Annotated in this window: 13 protein-coding genes; 3 read left to right on the top strand and 10 right to left on the bottom strand. The window is 63.6% G+C overall.

Features of this window, described 5'->3' with window-relative positions; translation table 11 throughout:
• Position 1: 1 nt before the first annotated feature.
• Genes ACXHGZ_RS19930 through ACXHGZ_RS19920 form a run of 3 tightly spaced genes read right to left on the bottom strand, consistent with a single transcriptional unit; the run spans position 2 to position 1,750 of the window.
• Positions 2–271, bottom strand: a complete 270-nt coding sequence (locus ACXHGZ_RS19930; RefSeq protein ID WP_084853900.1) for a phosphopantetheine-binding protein — start codon at positions 269–271, stop codon at positions 2–4.
• Positions 243–1,058: a lysophospholipid acyltransferase family protein gene (locus ACXHGZ_RS19925; RefSeq protein ID WP_480461140.1), complete on the bottom strand. Its 816-nt coding sequence runs from the start codon at positions 1,056–1,058 to the stop codon at positions 243–245. The genes ACXHGZ_RS19930 and ACXHGZ_RS19925 overlap by 29 nt, the downstream gene beginning before the upstream one ends.
• Complete coding sequence (locus tag ACXHGZ_RS19920) at positions 1,034–1,750, bottom strand: beta-ketoacyl synthase chain length factor (protein ID WP_480461139.1); 717 nt, start codon at positions 1,748–1,750, stop codon at positions 1,034–1,036. Before ACXHGZ_RS19920 ends, ACXHGZ_RS19925 begins: the two co-directional genes overlap by 25 nt.
• Positions 1,751–2,066: 316 nt before the next feature.
• On the opposite strand from ACXHGZ_RS19920, the gene ACXHGZ_RS19915 reads away from it, so the two are divergent.
• On the top strand, positions 2,067–2,840 hold the full coding sequence (locus ACXHGZ_RS19915; protein WP_224457213.1) for a ParA family protein: 774 nt from the start codon (positions 2,067–2,069) through the stop codon (positions 2,838–2,840).
• Here ACXHGZ_RS19915 and trxC read toward each other — a convergent pair.
• A complete protein-coding gene (trxC, locus tag ACXHGZ_RS19910; protein ID WP_480461137.1) occupies positions 2,837–3,271 on the bottom strand; it encodes a thioredoxin TrxC in 435 nt (144 codons plus the stop codon). The two genes, ACXHGZ_RS19915 and trxC, sit on opposite strands and share 4 nt — an antisense overlap.
• 380 nt (positions 3,272–3,651) lie before the next feature.
• On the opposite strand from trxC, the gene ACXHGZ_RS19905 reads away from it, so the two are divergent.
• The gene (locus ACXHGZ_RS19905) at positions 3,652–4,623 is read left to right on the top strand and encodes an IS110 family RNA-guided transposase (protein WP_480460242.1); all 972 of its coding nucleotides are present in this window, start codon (positions 3,652–3,654) and stop codon (positions 4,621–4,623) included.
• A 34-nt stretch (positions 4,624–4,657) separates the two neighbouring features.
• On the opposite strand, the gene selO is transcribed toward ACXHGZ_RS19905, so the two are convergent.
• The 6 genes from selO to betI form a co-directional block, all read right to left on the bottom strand.
• Positions 4,658–6,118, bottom strand: coding sequence for a protein adenylyltransferase SelO (gene selO / locus ACXHGZ_RS19900; RefSeq protein WP_480461136.1), 1,461 nt, complete (start codon positions 6,116–6,118; stop codon positions 4,658–4,660).
• Between the two features lie 165 nt (positions 6,119–6,283).
• Positions 6,284–9,592 carry a mechanosensitive channel MscK gene (mscK, locus tag ACXHGZ_RS19895; protein WP_480461135.1) on the bottom strand — a complete coding sequence of 1,103 codons (3,309 nt, stop codon included), beginning with the start codon at positions 9,590–9,592 and terminating at the stop codon, positions 6,284–6,286.
• Between the two features lie 35 nt (positions 9,593–9,627).
• Complete coding sequence (locus tag ACXHGZ_RS19890) at positions 9,628–11,370, bottom strand: potassium/proton antiporter (protein ID WP_480461134.1); 1,743 nt, start codon at positions 11,368–11,370, stop codon at positions 9,628–9,630.
• 235 nt (positions 11,371–11,605) lie between these two features.
• Positions 11,606–13,303: a choline dehydrogenase gene (betA, locus tag ACXHGZ_RS19885; protein ID WP_224457208.1), complete on the bottom strand. Its 1,698-nt coding sequence runs from the start codon at positions 13,301–13,303 to the stop codon at positions 11,606–11,608.
• Positions 13,304–13,380: 77 nt separating this feature from the next.
• Positions 13,381–14,853, bottom strand: coding sequence for a betaine-aldehyde dehydrogenase (gene betB / locus ACXHGZ_RS19880; RefSeq protein ID WP_084853913.1), 1,473 nt, complete (start codon positions 14,851–14,853; stop codon positions 13,381–13,383).
• Between the two features lie 38 nt (positions 14,854–14,891).
• On the bottom strand, positions 14,892–15,548 hold the full coding sequence (betI, locus tag ACXHGZ_RS19875) for a transcriptional regulator BetI (protein WP_480461133.1): 657 nt from the start codon (positions 15,546–15,548) through the stop codon (positions 14,892–14,894).
• A 420-nt stretch (positions 15,549–15,968) separates the two neighbouring features.
• On the opposite strand from betI, the gene ACXHGZ_RS19870 reads away from it, so the two are divergent.
• Positions 15,969–17,972 carry a BCCT family transporter gene (locus tag ACXHGZ_RS19870; RefSeq protein ID WP_084853917.1) on the top strand — a complete coding sequence of 668 codons (2,004 nt, stop codon included), beginning with the start codon at positions 15,969–15,971 and terminating at the stop codon, positions 17,970–17,972.
• Positions 17,973–18,027 lie beyond the last annotated feature (55 nt).

Here is an 18,027-nt window from a genome sequence, read left to right as displayed (position 1 = left end):
CTCAGGCAGCCTGTCGGGCAGTGATGAATGCCGCCAAGGTGGCGACATTGGTGAAATGGGAACGGGTGTCCTTGGCGTCGGCATCGATCTTGATGCCGAAGCGCTTCTGCAGGGCCAGGCCCAGTTCCAGGGCATCCACCGAATCCAGGCCCAGGCCTTCGCCGAACAGCGGTTGCTGGTCATCGATGTCCTGGACGCCGATGTCCTCCAGGCCCAGGGCGTCGATGATCAGTTGCTTGATATCACGGTGCAGGTTGTGTGGATCGCTCATCTTCGGCGAGCTCCTTGAAGAAGTACTGGTGCAGGTAGTCGTTGAGGCGGCGCGAGGCCACCGGAGCCGGGCCCAGCGCGGCGAAGGTGGCCGGGTCGATGTCGGCGCCGACGCGCAGGCGAAAGTGCACGCGGCGGTGCGGGATGCGGTACCAGGGCTCATGCTTGGTCAGTGTGCTGGGGCTGACGCTGATCGTCACCGGTGTGATGATTTTCGCACCGCGCAGGGCGATGGCCGCGGCGCCACGATGAAAGGCCGGGGCCTGGCCGGGCGGGGTACGGGTACCTTCGGGGAAGATGATCAGCGGCTGGCCCTGGCGCAGGGTCGCGGCGGCGGTTTCCAGCATCTGCAGGCTGCCGTCGTTGCCGATATAGCCCGCTTCACGCACCGGGCCGCGGGTGAACAGGTTGTCGAACAGGCTTTGCTTCACCACGCAGTTGGCGTTGCGCGCCAGGCCGATGAGGAACACCACGTCGATCAGTGAGGGGTGGTTGGCGATGACCAGCTGGCCGGAGCGCCCCAGGCGCTCGGCCCCCTCCACCTCATAGGTCAGCACGCCGGTGACCCGCATGAAGCGGATGAAACGCCAGAACAGCCAGCCGATGGTACGTCGGGCACGGCGTTGGTGACGCGCCGCGCCACCGGGCAGGCAGGCCAGCAACGGGAACACCAGCACACGCAGACACAGACTGCCGACGCCGAAAACGGCGAAGCTCAGCGCGGTCGCCAGCAGGCGCCAGGGGTAGGCGTCCGTTGGCCTGTTCACGCGAGCCGATGCCAGTTCCATGACCGCAGGGCTCCTGGGTGAGTGAGTCGGGCCTGGCCGGCGAGCAGGTTCTTCAGCCAGTTCAGGGCGTGGGGCAGGGCGGCGGGGGTGGTGCTGCTGCCGGGGGCCATGTCCAGGCGCCACTGGCTGCCGGGGGTGAGCAACAGGCCGAGGGCATAGCTGAAGGGCACATCTTCGACCGATGGGCTGTAGGCCTCGGGTGGCGTCTCCTCGGCCACGATCAGCAGCACTGCGGGTGCACCGTCGTGCAGCAGGCCGGCAGCCTCCAGCAGGCCTTGCTCGAAACCATCGCCTGCGGCGGCCAGGGCGGTCATCTCGCAGGTCTGCCCACGCATGATCGACCACAGCCCGATCACCGCGTTGTGCACCGAGAGGCTGAACTGCGTCGGCGAGAGTGGCTGGCCCTGGGCGAGTTCGCCGAGCATGGAGAAGGTGCGCGGCGTTTCGCCATGGCGCGACGCATATACCAGCGGCAGCGCGTCGTGGCCCTCGGCCAATGGCCAGCCGACGGCGAACGCCATACGTGCCAACAGGCCCAGGCGCCTGCGTTGCAGGGCTGGCAGGAACGAAACGTCCGGCGCCGGGCCGTCGCCCTGCGGCAGTGACCTACCCTCGGCCCAGGCACGCCAGTCAGCAGGCGTCTGCAGGCCAGGGGCCCAGGCGCGCCATTGGCTGATGTTGAAAGTGATCACGATGTGTCTGGTTCCCGCCCTGAAAGACTTCCTTTGGCCAAGGAATGCGTCGGAACAATGACCTGACAGGGATTGGTGCTCGTCGAGTGGCGCGCATTATCCCGGTGCAGGCGATCTGTAGCAAATACCCGTTGGACAATGGCGAACGGGCAAGTCGCCGGCCAGGGATGAAAGGTTCTATCGTTTGCCGGCATTTTCCGATGAACGGTGTAAGCAATATATCGGCCTGCAGGTAGGAAGGTTGAGGCAGGCGGTACTGGTCATTGTCATGCGCGGGCCACATACTCGGGCATTCGTTGATACACGGAGGTCTCCCATGCGGCGCGTGGTATTCAATCAGAAAGGGGGCGTGGGCAAGTCGAGTATTGCCTGCAACCTGGCGGCGGTCAGTGCCAATGAAGGCTACCGGACCTTGCTGGTGGACCTGGATGCCCAGGCCAACTCGACCCAGTACCTCACCGGGCTCACCGGCGAGGATATCCCCATGGGTATCGCCGATTTCTTCAAGCAGACCCTTTCCAGCGGGCCGTTCGCCAAGAAGAACCGGGTGGACATCTACGAAACGCCGTTCGACAACCTGCACGTGGTCACCGCTACACCGGAGCTGGCCGACCTGCAGCCCAAGCTCGAGGCCAAGCACAAGATCAACAAGCTGCGCAAGTTGCTCGACGAGCTCGACGAGGACTACGAGCGGATCTACATCGATACCCCGCCTGCGTTGAACTTCTATGCCGTTTCCGCGCTGATCGCAGCGGATCGGGTATTGATTCCTTTCGATTGCGACAGCTTCTCGCGCCAGGCCCTGTATGGGCTGCTGGCGGAGATTGAGGAGCTCAGGGATGACCACAACGAGGAGCTGGTGGTCGAAGGTATCGTCGTCAACCAGTTCCAGTCACGGGCCAGCCTGCCGCAGCAGATGCTCGACGAGCTGCTGGCCGAGGGCCTGCCGGTGTTGCCGGTGTACCTGGGCAGTTCGGTGAAGATGCGCGAGTCGCACCACGCCAGCTTGCCGCTGATCCATCTGGAGCCGCGGCACAAGTTGACCCAGCAGTTCGTCGAGTTGCATGCGCTGCTCGAAGAAAACGCCTAGACCCCCTGGCTACGCAACCACTCCAGCAACGACTGGAGGGGAAACGCCCCTGCCTGGCGACCGACTTCGCGGCCGTTCCTGAACAGGATCAGGCTGGGGATCGAGCGGATGCCCAGCTGCCCGGCCAGGTTGCGGTTGGCCTCGCTGTCGAGCTTGGCCAGGCGGCAGCGGCCGGTGAGTTGGCGGGCGGCCTGTTCGAAGACCGGAGCGAAGGATTTGCACGGGCCGCACCAGTCGGCCCAGACATCGAGCAACAGGGGCAGGTCGCCTTTGATCTGGCTGGCGTAGCTGCGCTCGGTAAGGTCGAAGGGCTTACCCAGCAGTACGTCCTGTTTGCAGCGGCCGCATTTGGGGGCATCGCCCAGTCGCTCGGCCGGCAGGCGGTTGAGACCGTTGCAGTGGGGGCATGGGATTAGCATTGGGTCGAACATGGTGTTTCCTCTTCAAGTCTTGCGCGCCCCTTGTAGGAGCGGCCTTGTGCCGCGATGGGGCGCGAAGCGGTCCTGATCCTGATGCACCGCGTTCGCTGGTCCTAGGGCCGCTGCGCGCCCCATCGCGGCACAAGGCCGCTCCTTGTATCTCGACTTTCGCCTTCCAAGAGGCGAAAGTTCTCGACTGATCATCGAGGGAGGGTCATGAAGCGGAGCCGCTCCAAGGGCATCGAGCCCGTATTGTAGATAACGCTCAGACCCTCCAACCCCACTCGAACAGTTCGAACGGTATCTAGTGCCCGCCCCCGGCGTGAGCACGCATTCACAAGGTTGAACCGAGTGCTGGGTGATCGAACTTTCGTTGTCTGAAGGAGAAGATCATGTCTGTTGTTGTTGGCGTCGATGTAGCCAAGCGATCCTTCGATATTGCGACTCCACTTCCCAATGGGAAGGTTCGCACCAAGGCCAAGCTGTCCAATGATCCGAGTGGTTTTGAGCAGTTCGCAACCTGGCTTGAGAAACATGCCGAACCGCGTGCCTGGGTTGTCATGGAGGCTACTGGCACTTATCACGAGGCGCTTGCCGATTGCCTTCATGCCAAGGGTTACCGGGTGTGCATTCTGAATCCCGCCGTAATTGCCAAGTTTGCCGAGGCCGACCTTCGACGCGTCAAAACCGATAAGGCTGATGCCAAAGTTATTGCTGCTTATGGCCAGCAAAAACAGGATGAGCTCCGTCAGTGGGAGCCTGAGCCGCCAGCTCAGCGGCGTTTGCGGGCCTTAGTACGGCGTCTGGACGACCTGAAAGAAATGCAGCAGATGGAGCAGAACCGTCTGGATGTGGCGCAGACAGCTGTGCAGGAGTCAATCAGAGCTGTAATTGGGCATATCACCGAAGAAATAGAGAAAACCCGCAAGGCGATTGAGCAGACGATCGATGACGATCCGGATCTGCGCCAACGGCGAAAACTGATTACATCGATTGATGGTCTGGGTGATACCACAGCCGCACTGATCCTCGCAGAACTGGGTGATCCGCTGAAATACGAAAGCCCGTCAGCCATTGTTGCGTTTGCAGGTCTGAACCCGATGATCCATCAATCGGGGGAGAAGATTGGCCAATCGACCATTTCTCGCACAGGAGCGCCGAGGCTGCGCGCCGGCTTGTGGATGTCAGGCACGGTCTCGATCAGACACAACCCGGTCGTGAAGGCACTGGCAGAGCGTTTGAACAGCCGGCGTAAAGCCTATAAGCAGATAGTTTGCGCTGCTATGCGCAAGCTTTTGCACCTGGTGTATGGCGTGGTGAAGTCCGGTAAACCGTTTGACCCTCAAATCGCCCTTGCGGGGTGAGGGTCAAGACGGTATCTACAGGAGTACGTGATCTTCAGGATGAGCAGCTGATTTCCAGGTGCTTGCCCCACTCGGGCGGACGCTCGGCGTAGGCCTGCATCCCGGGTTGTTCTTCGAATGGGTTGCTCAGCACCTGATGCAAGCGCCGCACTTCGCCGTAGTCCCCGGCTTCGGCCGCTTCGATGGCCTTTTGCGCCAGGTAGTTGCGCAGGATGTACAGCGGGTTGACCGCATGCATGCGCGCGCGCCGGCCTTCGGCATGGGTGGGTTCGCGTTCACAGCGGGCCAGGTAGTCCTGGCTCCACGCATCGAAACCGGCCAGGTCGATGAAGTCGTTGCGTACCACCTTCAGGGCATCTGCCACCGGTCGGTCGCCCAGCTTGCGGAAGAACAGGTTGTAGTCCACACCGCCGCTTTGCATGCGTTGCAGCAGGCGCTCGACCAGTGCCATATCGTCATCCTCGGCGGTGGTCAGGCCCAGGCGCCGGCGCATGAGGTCCAGGTAGTGGGCCTGGTACAGCGGCAGGAACAGCCCCAGGGCCTCCTTGAGAGGCTCCACCTCGATCACGGTGGTCAGGGCCTGGGCCAGGGCGCTCAGGTTCCAGTGGGCGATGGGCACCTGGTTGGAATAGCTGTAGCGGCCGCGGTCATCGGAGTGGTTGCAGATGAAGTTGGCGTCGAAATCATCGAGGAAGGCGTATGGGCCGAAGTCGAAGGTGATGCCCAGGATCGACATGTTGTCGGTGTTCATCACCCCGTGACAGAAACCGTAGGCCTGCCAGTAGGCGATCAGCTCGGCGTTGCGCTCGACGATGGTGCGGAACATCGCCAGGTACGGCTGTTCGGCTTCGCGGCATTCGGGGTAGTGCTGCTCCAGCACATGGTCGATGAGCACCTTCTGCTGTTCGGGCTGGCGGGTGTAGTAGAAGTACTCGAAATGCCCGAAGCGGATGTGGCTCTGGGCCAGGCGCAGGAGCATGGCAGCGCTTTCACGGGTTTCGCGCCAGACTGTGGTGCTCGAGCCGATCACGCACAAGGCGCGGCTGCTGGGGATGCCCAGGGCATGCAAGGCCTCGGAGGCGAGGAATTCACGGATCGAGGAGCGCAGCACGGCACGGCCATCGCCCATGCGCGAATAGGGCGTCTGGCCGGCGCCCTTGAGGTGCAGGTCCCAGTGCTCGCCGGCGTCGTTGAGGACTTCGCCCAGCAGCAGGCCACGGCCATCGCCCAGGCGCGGGTTGTAGGAGCCGAACTGGTGGCCGGAATAGACCATGGCACGCGGGTCGGCCTCTTCCCACAGCTTGTGGCCGCTGAACAGCTCGGCGAACACCGGCAGTTCGGCCTGGGCCGGGTCCAGGTCGAGCAGGGCCATGGCCGCCTCGCTGGCCACCACCAGGCGTGGCTCGGCGATGGGGTCGGGCAGCACCTCGGTGGAGAAGGCGTCGCCCAGGCGGGCGAAGCGGTTGTCGAAGGTCAGTTGGTCGAAGGCTTTCACGGGGCCTGCTCCTGGGCTTTGGGGCTGAGGGGCCGCGTTGCGGCCCGTCGCGGGGCAAGCCCGCTCCTACAAGGGACGCGCGGAACCTGTAGGAGCGGGCTTGCCCCGCGAACGAGGGCGCAGCCCTTGCAAGGATTCTGCACAGAATAAAGTATTCGAGTGCACTCAGGCCGATGCAGTGCCATCCGGTTTCAGGTTTTCCGCCGGCACCAGCTGTTGCTTGCCGCCCTTGGTGTCGATCAGGAACACCTCCACCTGGCGTACCGAGATCTTGATGCCATGGGCCTTGAATTCGCGGCTGATGTAGCGGTTGAGCTCATCGAGCGTCGGGTTGCGGTCGCCCAGGTCGCGCACATGCATGCGCAGCTCATGGTCCAGCGAGCTCTCGCCGAAGTTGAGGAAGTACACGATCGGCTCCGGGTCCTTGAGCACCCGGGGGTTTTCATGGGCGCCCTTGAGCAGCAGGTCGCGCACCAGGTCCAGGTCCGAACCGTAGTCGATGCCAAGCTTCAGGGTGACCCGGGTGACCGTATCGGTCAGCGACCAGTTGATCAACTGGCCGGTGATGAAGGTCTTGTTGGGGACGATGATGTCCTTGCGGTCGAAGTCGGTGATGGTGGTCGCCCGGATGCGGATCTTGCTCACCGTGCCCGACAGGTTGCCGATGGTGATGGTGTCGCCGATGCGCACTGGGCGCTCGAACAGAATCATGATGCCGGAGATGAAGTTGGCGAAGATCTCCTGCATGCCGAAGCCAAGCCCCAGCGACAGGGCCGCCACCAGCCATTGCAGCTTGTCCCAGCTCACCCCGAGCGTGGCCAGGGTGCTGACGATGCCGACCCCGGCGATCACATAGGAGAGCAGCGTGGTGATGGCGTAGGCGCTGCCCTGGGCAAGGTTCAGGCGCGACAGTACCAGCACTTCGAGCAGGCCGGGCAGGTTGCTGGCCAGGGCCACGGTGATGCCGGCGATCACCAGGGCGCCGAGCAGGTCGCCGAGGCTGATCGGCACCATGCTCGCCGCTGCGCCGGTGCCGCTGCTGTATTCGTACAGGGTCACGTTGTTGAGGTAGGAGAACACGGTGATCAGGTCCGACCAGACCCAGTACAGGCCACCGATGAAGCCGCCCAGCAGGGCCAGGCGGATCAGGCGCAGGGACTGCTGGTTGACCTGTTCGATGTCCAGGGTCGGCTCTTCGGTGATCACTTCGCCGTCGAGCCCTTCCTTGACGGCCTGGCGCTTGCTCAGCGCGCGCTGGTAGGCCAGGCGCCGCGCGGCCACCGACAGGCCGCGCACGAACGCCGCCTCGATCACCAGCCAGAACAGCAGCAGGTACAAGGTGTAGATCAGCCGGTCGGTGAGCTTCAGGGCGGTGTAGTAGTAGCCGAAGCACACCGCCACGAACAGGGCGATGGGCAGCGCGGTGAAGGCCACCCCGACTGCCTTGCGGAACAGCGAGGTGTCGCGGTGCGCCGGGCTGCTGAGCAGCAGGCGGCTGAGCAGCCAGGCCATCAGGGCATAGCAGGTCAGCACCACCCCGATGCCCAGCACGTCGTCGGCCAGGGCCGAAGGCTGGTGCTCGGCCACCGCCACCACGCCGACCAGGGCCAGCACCACGGTACCCAGGCGGCGTACCCAGCCGCGCAAGAATTCGACCTGAGGCTTGTACCAGCGGAAGTGGATCTCGGCCACACCGCCCGGGGCGAGGATACGGTAGGCGGTGTAGAACACCAGCCAGGCCTGGGCGATCTGCCACAGGGCGGCGCCCAGGTTGGCGTTCTGCCCCCGGGCGTCGATCTGCAGGGCGTAGCCGGCCAGGGCCAGGCCGAGAGCGACCGGCAGGGCCAGGAGAATGTTGATCAAGATCGCCTGGGGTGTGTGCCACTGGCTGTCGCGGCGGAAATGGCCGATGTCCTGGTGCACCTTGCCCAGGCGCTGGTACAGGTACTTGCGTCGCCACAGCAGCGCGCCGATCACCAGCAACAACGGCAGGAACAGCAGCGGCCGCTGGACCAGGCCATCGGCCAGCTCCTTGATGCCCGAACCCCACGGCAGGTTGGCCACCTGGTCGGCGAGACGCTGCGGTACATAGCTCAGCCATTCCCAGTCCAGGGGCTTGTTGCTGGGGATCCAGAACATCTGCTCTTCCAGGGTGGTGCGCAGGTTCTGGGCGGTGCCGAGCAACTGCTTCTGGTTCAGCTGCAGGGTGATGGACTCGTTGAGCAAGGCCGACAGCTCACGGTTCAGGCGCTCGAGCAGGTCGCTGCGGGTGATCACCACTTCGAGCAAGGCCTTGCGCAGCTGGGGCGTGGCGTCCTCACCGGGCTGGTTGGCCAGCAGCTTGTCGACATAGGTGGACGGGCTGCTGATCTGCTCGCGCTGCTGGTTGACCTCGAACTGGTACAGGCGGATGTCGGCGATCTGGTCGGCCAGGTCGCGGTCGACCTTCAGGTGCGGCAGGGATTGCTTCTGCTTGTACAGGATCTTCGACAGCAACAGGCTGCCCTTGAGCACGTCGATCTGCTCGTCCAGGGCCTGGTCGGCCTGGGTCAGGCTGTCGAGCTGCTGTTTGGTGCGCAGGTTCTGCTGGGTGACTTCGTTGAGGCGGTCGGTGCTTCTGAGCAGGTAGTCGGAGAGCTTGAGGTTGGCCGTGCTTTCGTTGGCCAGCAAGGTGCTGCCGCCAGCCTTCTGCGCCTCGATCGACTGTTGGGTGACGGTCTGCTGGGACTGGGCCAGGCGCTTGTCGTTGATCAACGTCTGCAGGTCCTGGATTTCCTGCTCCAGGCGCGTGGCGCGTTCGATCAAAAGGTCGTGACGGGCGTTGCCCAGGTCCTGCAGCAGGCTGTTGCTGGCCATCTCCTGGCGGCGCAGCAAGATCCGGCTGTCGAGGGCGGCAAGCTCGGCGGTGAGCTGGTTGCGCAGGTCGGCGGTCAGCGGCTTGCCGTTGTCCTTGCCGCTCTTGAGGCTGTTGTTGATCTGCTGGATGCGCGTCTGGCTGCTGCTGATCTCGGCCTGGGCCCGCTCCGGGCGGGTCTGGGAATTGATGATCAGGCTGTTGGCCTCCGACAGCGCCTTTTGCAGGTCGCCCTGCTGGGCACTGCGCTCGCCGAGCATCTGCTCGAGCTGGGGCACGCCCAGGTTCGCATAGCGCTGGGCCACCGGCACGGTCTTGCTGTCCTTGAGCTTGGCAAGCTCGCGCTGGCTTTCGCGGATTTCGTTGGGCGCGCCGGCGATCTGCTGCTTGAGGTCGGCCAGCTTGCGTGTGTTGTCCTCTTGGCTGGCGATCAGGCTCAAGGTCTGCTCGAGCACCTGCTGCAGGGCCTTCTGCTCGGCTTCGGGCAACTTGCGGTCGGCGATCTTGTCCAGGCTGCCCTGGATGCCGGCGGCGCTGGGCGCCTCGGCCGCAGAGGCCAGGAACGAAAGTGACAGGCACAACCCGAGCAGGGCTGCGCTGAGTGTTGAACGCAGGGACATAGGCAGAATTCTTGTGAAACGAGGCAAATCGGAGTTTAGAGGAACAACCCGGGACCGGGGCGAGTACCTTCGGGGAATCTGACGCCCACTTTCTGGATCTTGTTCCCTTCCATGGTCGCCACGGTCCAGATCGTGCTGTTCCATTCGACCTGGTCACCTACTACTGGAGCGCCTCCGACCTTTTGTCGGATGAACTGCGCCAGCGGCATTTTCGCGTCCAGGCCTTCGAGTTTCAGACCATAGAGCGCAGCCACCGCGCCGAGCTCGGCATCGCCTTCGAGCACGAAGTCTCCGAAGAAGCGCAGGTCCAGGCCGCGTTGCGGTGCCTGGCTGAACAGTTTGCCCAGGGCTGGCAGGTTATGCTCGTGGCCGATCACACAGAGCATATCGCCGACCTCCAGCACCGTGCTGCCCGAGGGGTGCAGCAGTTGTTCGCCGCGAAACAGGGCGGCGATACGCGTGCCCTCGGGCATCTTCAGCTCGCGCAGCGCGGCGCCGATGCACCATTTCTCAGCACCCAGGCGGTAGACGAACAGCTCCCATTCGCTGGTGATGTGCACTTCCAGGGCGGAGCGGGAGATCGGGGCCGGGTCCGGCGGCACCGTGACCTTCAGCAGCTTGGCCATCCACGGCAGGCTGGTGCCTTGCACCAGCAGCGATACCAGGACGATGAAGAACGCCAGGTTGAAGAACAGCTGGGCATCCGGCAGCCCGGCCATCAGCGGGAACACGGCAAGGATGATGGGAACCGCGCCGCGCAGGCCGACCCAGGAAATGAACGCCTTCTCTCGGCCATGGAAGGCCTTGAACGGCAACAGGCTGGCGACCACCGACAGCGGCCGGGCGAACAGGATCATCCACAGCGCCAGGCCCAGGGCCGGCAGGGCGATGGGCAACAGGTCGTGGGGCGTGACCAGCAGGCCCAGCACCAGGAACATGCCGATCTGTGCGAGCCAGGCCATGCCATCGAGCATGTGCAGGATGCCGTGGCGGCTGCGGATCGGTCGGTTGCCCAACACCAGGCCGCACAGGTACACGGCCAGGAAGCCGCTGCCGTGCAGGGCGTTGGTCAGGGAGAACACCGCCAGGCCGCCGGCGATCACCAGGATCGGGTACAGGCCGCCGGCGAGGCTGATGCGGTTGACCAGCTGCAACATCAGCCAGCCGCCACCCAGGCCCAGCAAGCTGCCGATGCCGAACTCGCGCAGCAGGTGGTTGAGCAGGCTCCAGTGCAGGCCGGTCTGGCCGCTGACGATCATGTCGATGAGGGTGACGGTGAGAAATACCGCCATCGGGTCGTTGCTGCCCGACTCGATTTCCAGCGTGGCCGAGACCCGCTCGTTCAGGCCCTTGCCGCCGAGCAGCGAGAACACCGCTGCTGCGTCCGTGGAACCGACGATGGCGCCGATCAGCAGGCCTTGGATCAGGCTCAGGTCGAACAGCCAGGCGGCGACCATGCCGGTCAGGCCGGTGGTGATCAGCACGCCCACCGTGGCCAGCGACAAGGCTGGCCACAGGGCCACGCGAAAGCTCGCCACCCGGGTGCGCAGGCCGCCGTCGAGCAGGATCACGGCCAGGGCCAGGTTGCCCACCAGGTAGGCGGTCGGGTAGTTGTTGAAGATGATGCCGCCACCATCGACCCCGGCAGCCATGCCGACGGCGAGGATGATGACCAGGATAGGAATGCCCAGGCGGGATGACAGCGAGCTGACCAGGATACTTGCCCCGACCAGCAGTGCGCCGATCAGGAACAGGCTGTTGATGGTGCTCGCATCCAAAGGCAGTACTCCGGTACATCGCGGGGAAAGGGCAGGGCAGCGTTGACTAGCAGGTCGCGTGCCAATCGATTCTAACCTGATGAATTGGCCGCCTGTAAAGCGTTTCTGCAAATGAAAAAAGCACCGATCAAGGTGCTTTTCTCTGTGTTGCAGTGTCGACGCTATCGCGGGGCAAGCCCGCTCCTACAAGGAACGGTGATCGCCTGTAGGAGCAGGCTTGCCCCGCGAAAGGGCCTCAACCCTGCTTGACCTCACGCATCGGCTTGCCTTTGACCGGCGCGCCGTTGGCCACGTAGTACTTGGCGGTGCTGCGCGGCAGCGGCTTGCGGCCACGGATCTTGTCCGAGATCTTCTCGGCGATCATGATCGTGGTGGCGTTGAGGTTGCCGGTGATGATGATCGGCATGATCGAGGCATCGACCACACGCAGGCCCTGCATGCCATGCACACGGCCTTCGCCATCGACCACCGCCATATCGTCGGTGCCCATCTTGCACGAGCAGGACGGGTGGAAGGCGGTTTCGGCGTGCTCACGGATGAACTTGTCCAGTTCCTCGTCGGTCTGCACGTGGGCGCCTGGGCTGATCTCGCGACCGCGGTAGGGGTCCAGCGCCGGCTGGGCCATGATTTCGCGGGTCAGGCGGATGCCGTCGCGGAATTCCTGCCAGTCCTGCTCGGTGGCCATGTAGTTGAACAGGATGCTTGGGTGCTGGCGCGGGTCCTTGGACTTGAGCTTGATGCGGCCACGGCTTGGCGAGCGCATGGAACCCATGTGAGCCTGGAAGCCGTGTTCCTTCACGCCGTTGGAGCCGTTGTAGTTGATGGCGACCGGCAGGAAGTGGTACTGGATGTTCGGCCACTCGAACTCAGGGCGGGTGCGGATGAAGCCACCGGCCTCGAACTGGTTGCTGGCGCCGATACCGGTACCGTTGAACAGCCACTCGGCACCGATGGCCGGCTGGTTCCACCACAGCAGCGAGGGATACAGCGAGACCGGCTGGGTGCAGGCGTACTGCATGTACAGCTCCAGGTGGTCCTGCAGGTTCTCGCCGACACCCGGGAGGTCGTGTACGACCGGGATATCCAGGCTTTCCAACAGCTCGCGCGGGCCGACGCCGGAGCGTTGCAGCAGCTGTGGCGAGGCGATGGCACCGGAGCTGACGATCACTTCCTTGCGGGCGCGGGCTTCCATGCGCTCTTCGCTGTCGCCGACCAGGTAAGTCACGCCGATGGCGCGCTTGCCGTCGAACAGGACGCGGTCGGTCAGGGCATGGGTGACGATGGTCAGGTTCGGGCGCTTCTTGGCCTGGTCCAGGTAGCCGCGGGCGGTGCTGGCGCGACGGCCTTTCGGCGTCACGGTGCGGTCCATCGGGCCGAAGCCTTCCTGCTGATAGCCGTTGAGGTCTTCGGTGCGCGGGTAACCGGCCTGCACGCCAGCTTCGACCATGGCGTGGAACAGCGGGTTGTTGCCGGCCTTGGGCGTGGTCACGCTGACCGGGCCGTCGCCGCCGTGGTAGTCGTTCGGGCCGATGTCACGGGTTTCGGCCTTGCGGAAGTACGGCAGGCAGTCCAGGTAGGTCCAGTCTTCCAGGCCTGGCAGTTTCGCCCAGCCGTCGAAGTCCATGGCGTTACCGCGGATGTAGCACATACCGTTGATCAGCGAAGAACCACCCAGGCCCTTGCCACGGCCGCATTCCATGCGACGGCCGCCCATGTGCGGCTCCGGGTCGGTCTCGTAGGCCCAGTTGTAGCGGCGGCCCTGCAGCGGGAAGGCCAGGGCGGCCGGCATCTGGGTGCGGAAGTCGAAGCGGTAGTCCGGGCCGCCGGCTTCGAGCAGCAGGACGGTGACGCCAGCGTCTTCGGTCAGGCGGGTCGCCAGGGTGTTACCGGCGGAACCGGCGCCGACGATGATGTAGTCGAATTCTTGGGACATTGAAGTACCCTCGTGTTAGCGGTGATCAGGGAGCGGAAACGCCCGTGCACGGCGGCACGGGCGTGGCTAGACAGGGTTTAGAAAACCGAGTTGTAGCCGCCCAGCTCGACCTGGACCGACTTGATGCGGGTGTACTGGGCCAGCGAGCTGACGCCGTTTTCACGGCCGACGCCCGACTGCTTGTAGCCACCGACCGGCATTTCGGCCGGGGACTCGCCCCAGGCGTTGATCCAGCAGATACCGGCTTCGAGCTTGTGGATGATGCGGTGGGCACGGCTGATGTCGTTGGTGCACACACCGGCGGCCAGGCCGTACTCGGTGTCGTTGGCGCGGCGGATGGCTTCTTCTTCGGTTTCGTAGGTCAGGATGCTCATGACCGGGCCGAAGATCTCTTCCTTGACGATGGTCATGTCGTCGGTGCAGTCGGTGAAGACGGTCGGCGCAACGAAGGCACCCTTGGCGAAATCACCGTCCATCAGACGCTCGCCACCGCACAGTACGCGTGCACCTTCTTCCTTGCCCTTGGCGATGTAGCCCAGGACGCTTTCCATGTGCGGGAAGCTGACCAGCGGGCCGAAGTTGGTGTTCTCGTCTTCCGGGTTGCCAACGCGGATGCGGGCAACGCGCTCGGCGATCTTGGCTTCGAAGGCGGCCTTCATCGACGCCGGTACGAACACGCGGGTGCCGTTGGTGCAGACCTGGCCGGAGCTGTAGAAGTTGGCCATCATGGCGATGTCGGCGGCCTTGTCCAGGTCGGCATCGTCGCAGATGATCAGCGGCGACTTGCCGCCCAGTTCCATGGTGACTTCCTTGAGCGTGGAGCTCGAAGCGCTGGCCATGACCTTCTTGCCGGTGGTGGTGCCGCCGGTGAAGGAGACTTTCTCGATGCGTGGGTGTTCGGTCAGCCAGGTGCCGACTTCACGGCCGCTGCCGGTCAGGACGTTGAACACGCCGTCAGGCAGGCCGGCTTCGGTGTAGATCTCGGCCAGTTTCAGGGTGGTCAGCGAGGTGACTTCCGAAGGCTTGAAGATCATGGCGTTGCCGGCGGCCAGGGCCGGGGCGGACTTCCACAGGGCAATCTGGATCGGGTAGTTCCAGGCGCCGATACCGGCGGTCACGCCCAGCGGCTCGCGGCGGGTGTAGACGAAGGAGCTTTCGCGCAGCGGGATCTGCTCGCCTTCGATGGCCGGTACCAGGCCTGCGTAGTATTCCAGCACGTCGGCGCCGGTGACGATGTCGACGTAGCGGGTTTCAGAGTACGACTTGCCGGTGTCCAGGGTTTCCAGCATGGCCAGCTCGTCGTTGCGCTCGCGCAGGATATCGACGGCGCGGCGCAGGATGCGCGAACGCTGCATGGCGGTCATGGCAGCCCAGACTTTCTGGCCGCGCTCGGCGCTTTCGACGGCCTTCTCGACGTCCGCCTGGGTGGCGCGCTGCACATGGGCGAGGACTTCGCCGGTGGCCGGGTTGATGGCTTCGAAGGTAGCGTCGGAGCTAGCGTCGACATAACCACCATCAATATAGAGTTTTTGCGTTCCGAAACGGGCCATAGTGTCCTCGCAAGTGCAGTGTGTGGTTGGCTACCGCGTCACGCTCCTGCCTGCTTGGCAAGCGCTGCGCGCGAAGGTTCAGAGGCCTGGTCGGTAATGTCCAGGGTCTGTTGTTTAGCCAGTTGTAGATCCATGTATTCGTAAGCAATCCGTATCGCCTGGTCGGTGTCGAATTCGTCACCCGACAGCGCACCACGCAGCCACAGGCCATCGATCAGGGCCGCCAGGCCGCGGGCAGCCTTGCGCGCATGGTAGAGCGGCAGGACGCGGCGGAACTGGCAGCACAGGTTGGAATACAAGCGGTGGTCGTTGATCCGCTGCAACCTGTGCAGGTCTGGCTGGTGCATGCTGGAGGCCCAGAAGGCCAACCAGGTTTTCATTGCCGGGCCATTCACCTGGCTCGCATCGAAGTTGCCTTCGATGATCACTTTCAGGTGGGCACGCGGGCTGTCGTCCGTCAGGGCCTGGCGACGCGCCGCCACCCCTTCGTTGAGCATGCTCATGACGTAGCCCATCGTCGCTGCGATCAGGCCATTCTTGTCCCGAAAGTAGTGACTGATGATGCCGTTCGACACACCGGCCAAACGGGCAATCAGCGCAATGCTGGCATCTCCCAGGCCGACCTGATCGACAGCCTGTAGCGTGGCTTCGATCAACTGCTGGCGGCGGATGGGTTGCATACCGACCTTGGGCATCTTGCTATCTCCTCAGGCCTGCGATCAGACGACGAGCGGCTGCCTCGGCGAAGGCCAGTCTATTTTGTTTTGATTGAACGTTCAATCAATAAAGAATAAGCTCTGCGACAATTTGTGCCATTGACAGTTTTTCAGGCGGTCGAGAAGGCACGGATTGACACCCCAGGAAATCGCGTAACCCCCGGAATACAAGGCGTTGACGGGCATGAGCGATGCGAATGACAGATTCCGCCGAGCGGTCACAGGCCGAGCGGGAAGCCCTTTGGAGCGGGCTGGAACTGTTTTTTTTGCAACGATTCGATTCGGGATCACGGTTTCCTAGGTGCATTTATAACACCTGACGCAGTGGGGCTATTCCACCATTTGCTTGGGAAACATCTGATTAGCCTTCACCCCGCACTTGCCCGGAGCATTCGTGCAATGAGTTCTGCCTCCCTAACCAAGCCTCCCGCCGAACGCGTGCGGGTCAACCGCGTGGTGTTCTACACCTCCGCCCTGCTGGTCCTCGCCTTGACTGCCTTGCTCATCGCGGTTCCTGAAACAGCTGGCCATGTGCTGGGCATTGCCCAGAAATGGCTGACCCGCACCTTCGGCTGGTACTACATGCTGGTGATCTGCGGTTACCTGCTGTTCGTCGTCTACCTGGCCTTCTCCGACTACGGCAAGCTCAAGCTGGGCGGCAAGGACGACCAGCCTGACTTCAGCTACGGCGCCTGGGCCGGCATGCTGTTCTCCTCCGGTATCGGTATCTCGTTGCTGTACTTTGGCGCATCCGAGCCGCTGGACCACTACTTCAACCCGCCAGAGGGTACCTCGGCCAGCCTCGAGGCCGCGCGCCAGGGCCTGCAGCTGACCTTCCTGCACTGGGGCTTGCACGGCTGGGCGATCTACGCCCTGGTCGGCCTGGCCGTGGGCTACTTCGCCTACCGCCACAACCAGCCGCTGGCCCTGCGCTCGGCGCTGTACCCGCTGGTCGGCGAGCGTTGGGTCAAGGGTGCCGCGGGCAACGCCGTGGACATCTTCGGCATGTTCGTCACCCTGCTGGGCCTGGTCACCAACTTAGGGATAGGCTCGATGCAGGTGGCCTCGGGCCTGGAATACCTGTTCGGCATCGACCACAGCAAGACCAACCTGCTGGCGGTCATCCTGGTCATGGCCGGTGTGGCCACCGTAGCAGCGGTATCGGGCGTGGAGAACGGCATCCGCCGCCTGTCCAACCTGAACATCATCCTGTTCAGCGGCCTGCTGATCTTCGTGCTGCTCGGCGGCCAGACCCTGCACCTGCTCAACGCCTTCGTGCAGAACATCGGCGACTACCTCAACGGCCTGGTGCTCAAGACCTTCGACCTCTATGTCTATGAAGGCGAGGCGGGCAAGTCCGAGCGCTGGCTGGGCCTGTGGACCGTGTTCTACTGGGCCTGGTGGATTTCCTGGGGCCCGTTCGTCGGCATGTTCATCGCCCGTATCTCCAAGGGCCGTACCGTGCGCCAGCTGGTGACCGGCGTGCTGCTGATTCCGCTGGGCTTCACCCTGGCCTGGCTGTCGATCTTCGGCAACACCGCGCTGGACCTGGTGATCAACCAGGGCGCCGTGGAGCTGGGCAAGACGGCGCTCGAGCAGCCTTCGATGTCGATCTACCAGCTGCTGGAATACTTCCCGGCCGCCAAGATCGTCATCGGTGTAGCGGTATTCGTCGGCTTCGTGCTGTTCCTCACGCCGGCCGACTCGGGCGCGGTGATGATGGCCAACCTGTCGTGCAAAGGCGGCAAGGTGGACGAAGATGCGCCGCACTGGATGGTGGTGTTCTGGTCGGTGATCATCACCCTGGTCACCATCGGGCTGCTGTTCGCCGGTAACTTCGAGGCCATGCAGACCATGGTGGTGCTGGCTGGCCTGCCGTTCTCGGTGGTGCTGGTGCTGTTCATGTTCGGCCTGTACAAGGCCATGAAGCAGGACGTGGCCGTCGAGCAGGAGCGTGCCGAGCTGGCTGCCCGTGGCCGCCGAGGCTTCAGCGAGCGCTTGAGCCAGATGGACCTGCAGCCGACCCAGGCCGTGGTCCAGCGTTTCATGGACAAGTATGTAAGCCCGGCGCTCAAGGACGCCGCTGCGCAGATGCGCCTGCAAGGCTTCGAGGTCGAGGCCCGTGCCGGTCACTCGCGTAACCTGATGGGTCTGCGGGTGATGATGGAAGAGGGTAACCCGTTCGTTTATGAAGTCAGCCTGGACGGCTACCAGGCCGCGCCGAGCGAGGCGCAGGTCGAAGGGGCGCCGGAAGTGCCCCAGCGCTTCTACCGTGCTGAGGTGTACCTGCACGATGGCAGCCAGGAATACGACCTGATGGGCTTCACACCTGAGCAGATCGTGCGCGATGTGCTGGATCAGTTCGAGAGCCATCGCCAGCTGCTGGGGCGTGTGTATAGCTGATACGGCTTGATGCAATGAAGAAGAGCCCGGTTCGTGAGAATCGGGCTCTTTTCAT

The organism is Pseudomonas shiyinii, from assembly GCF_056725765.1.
Note: the sequence above shows the minus strand (reverse complement) of the source record. Positions and strands in the feature narration are given on the sequence as shown.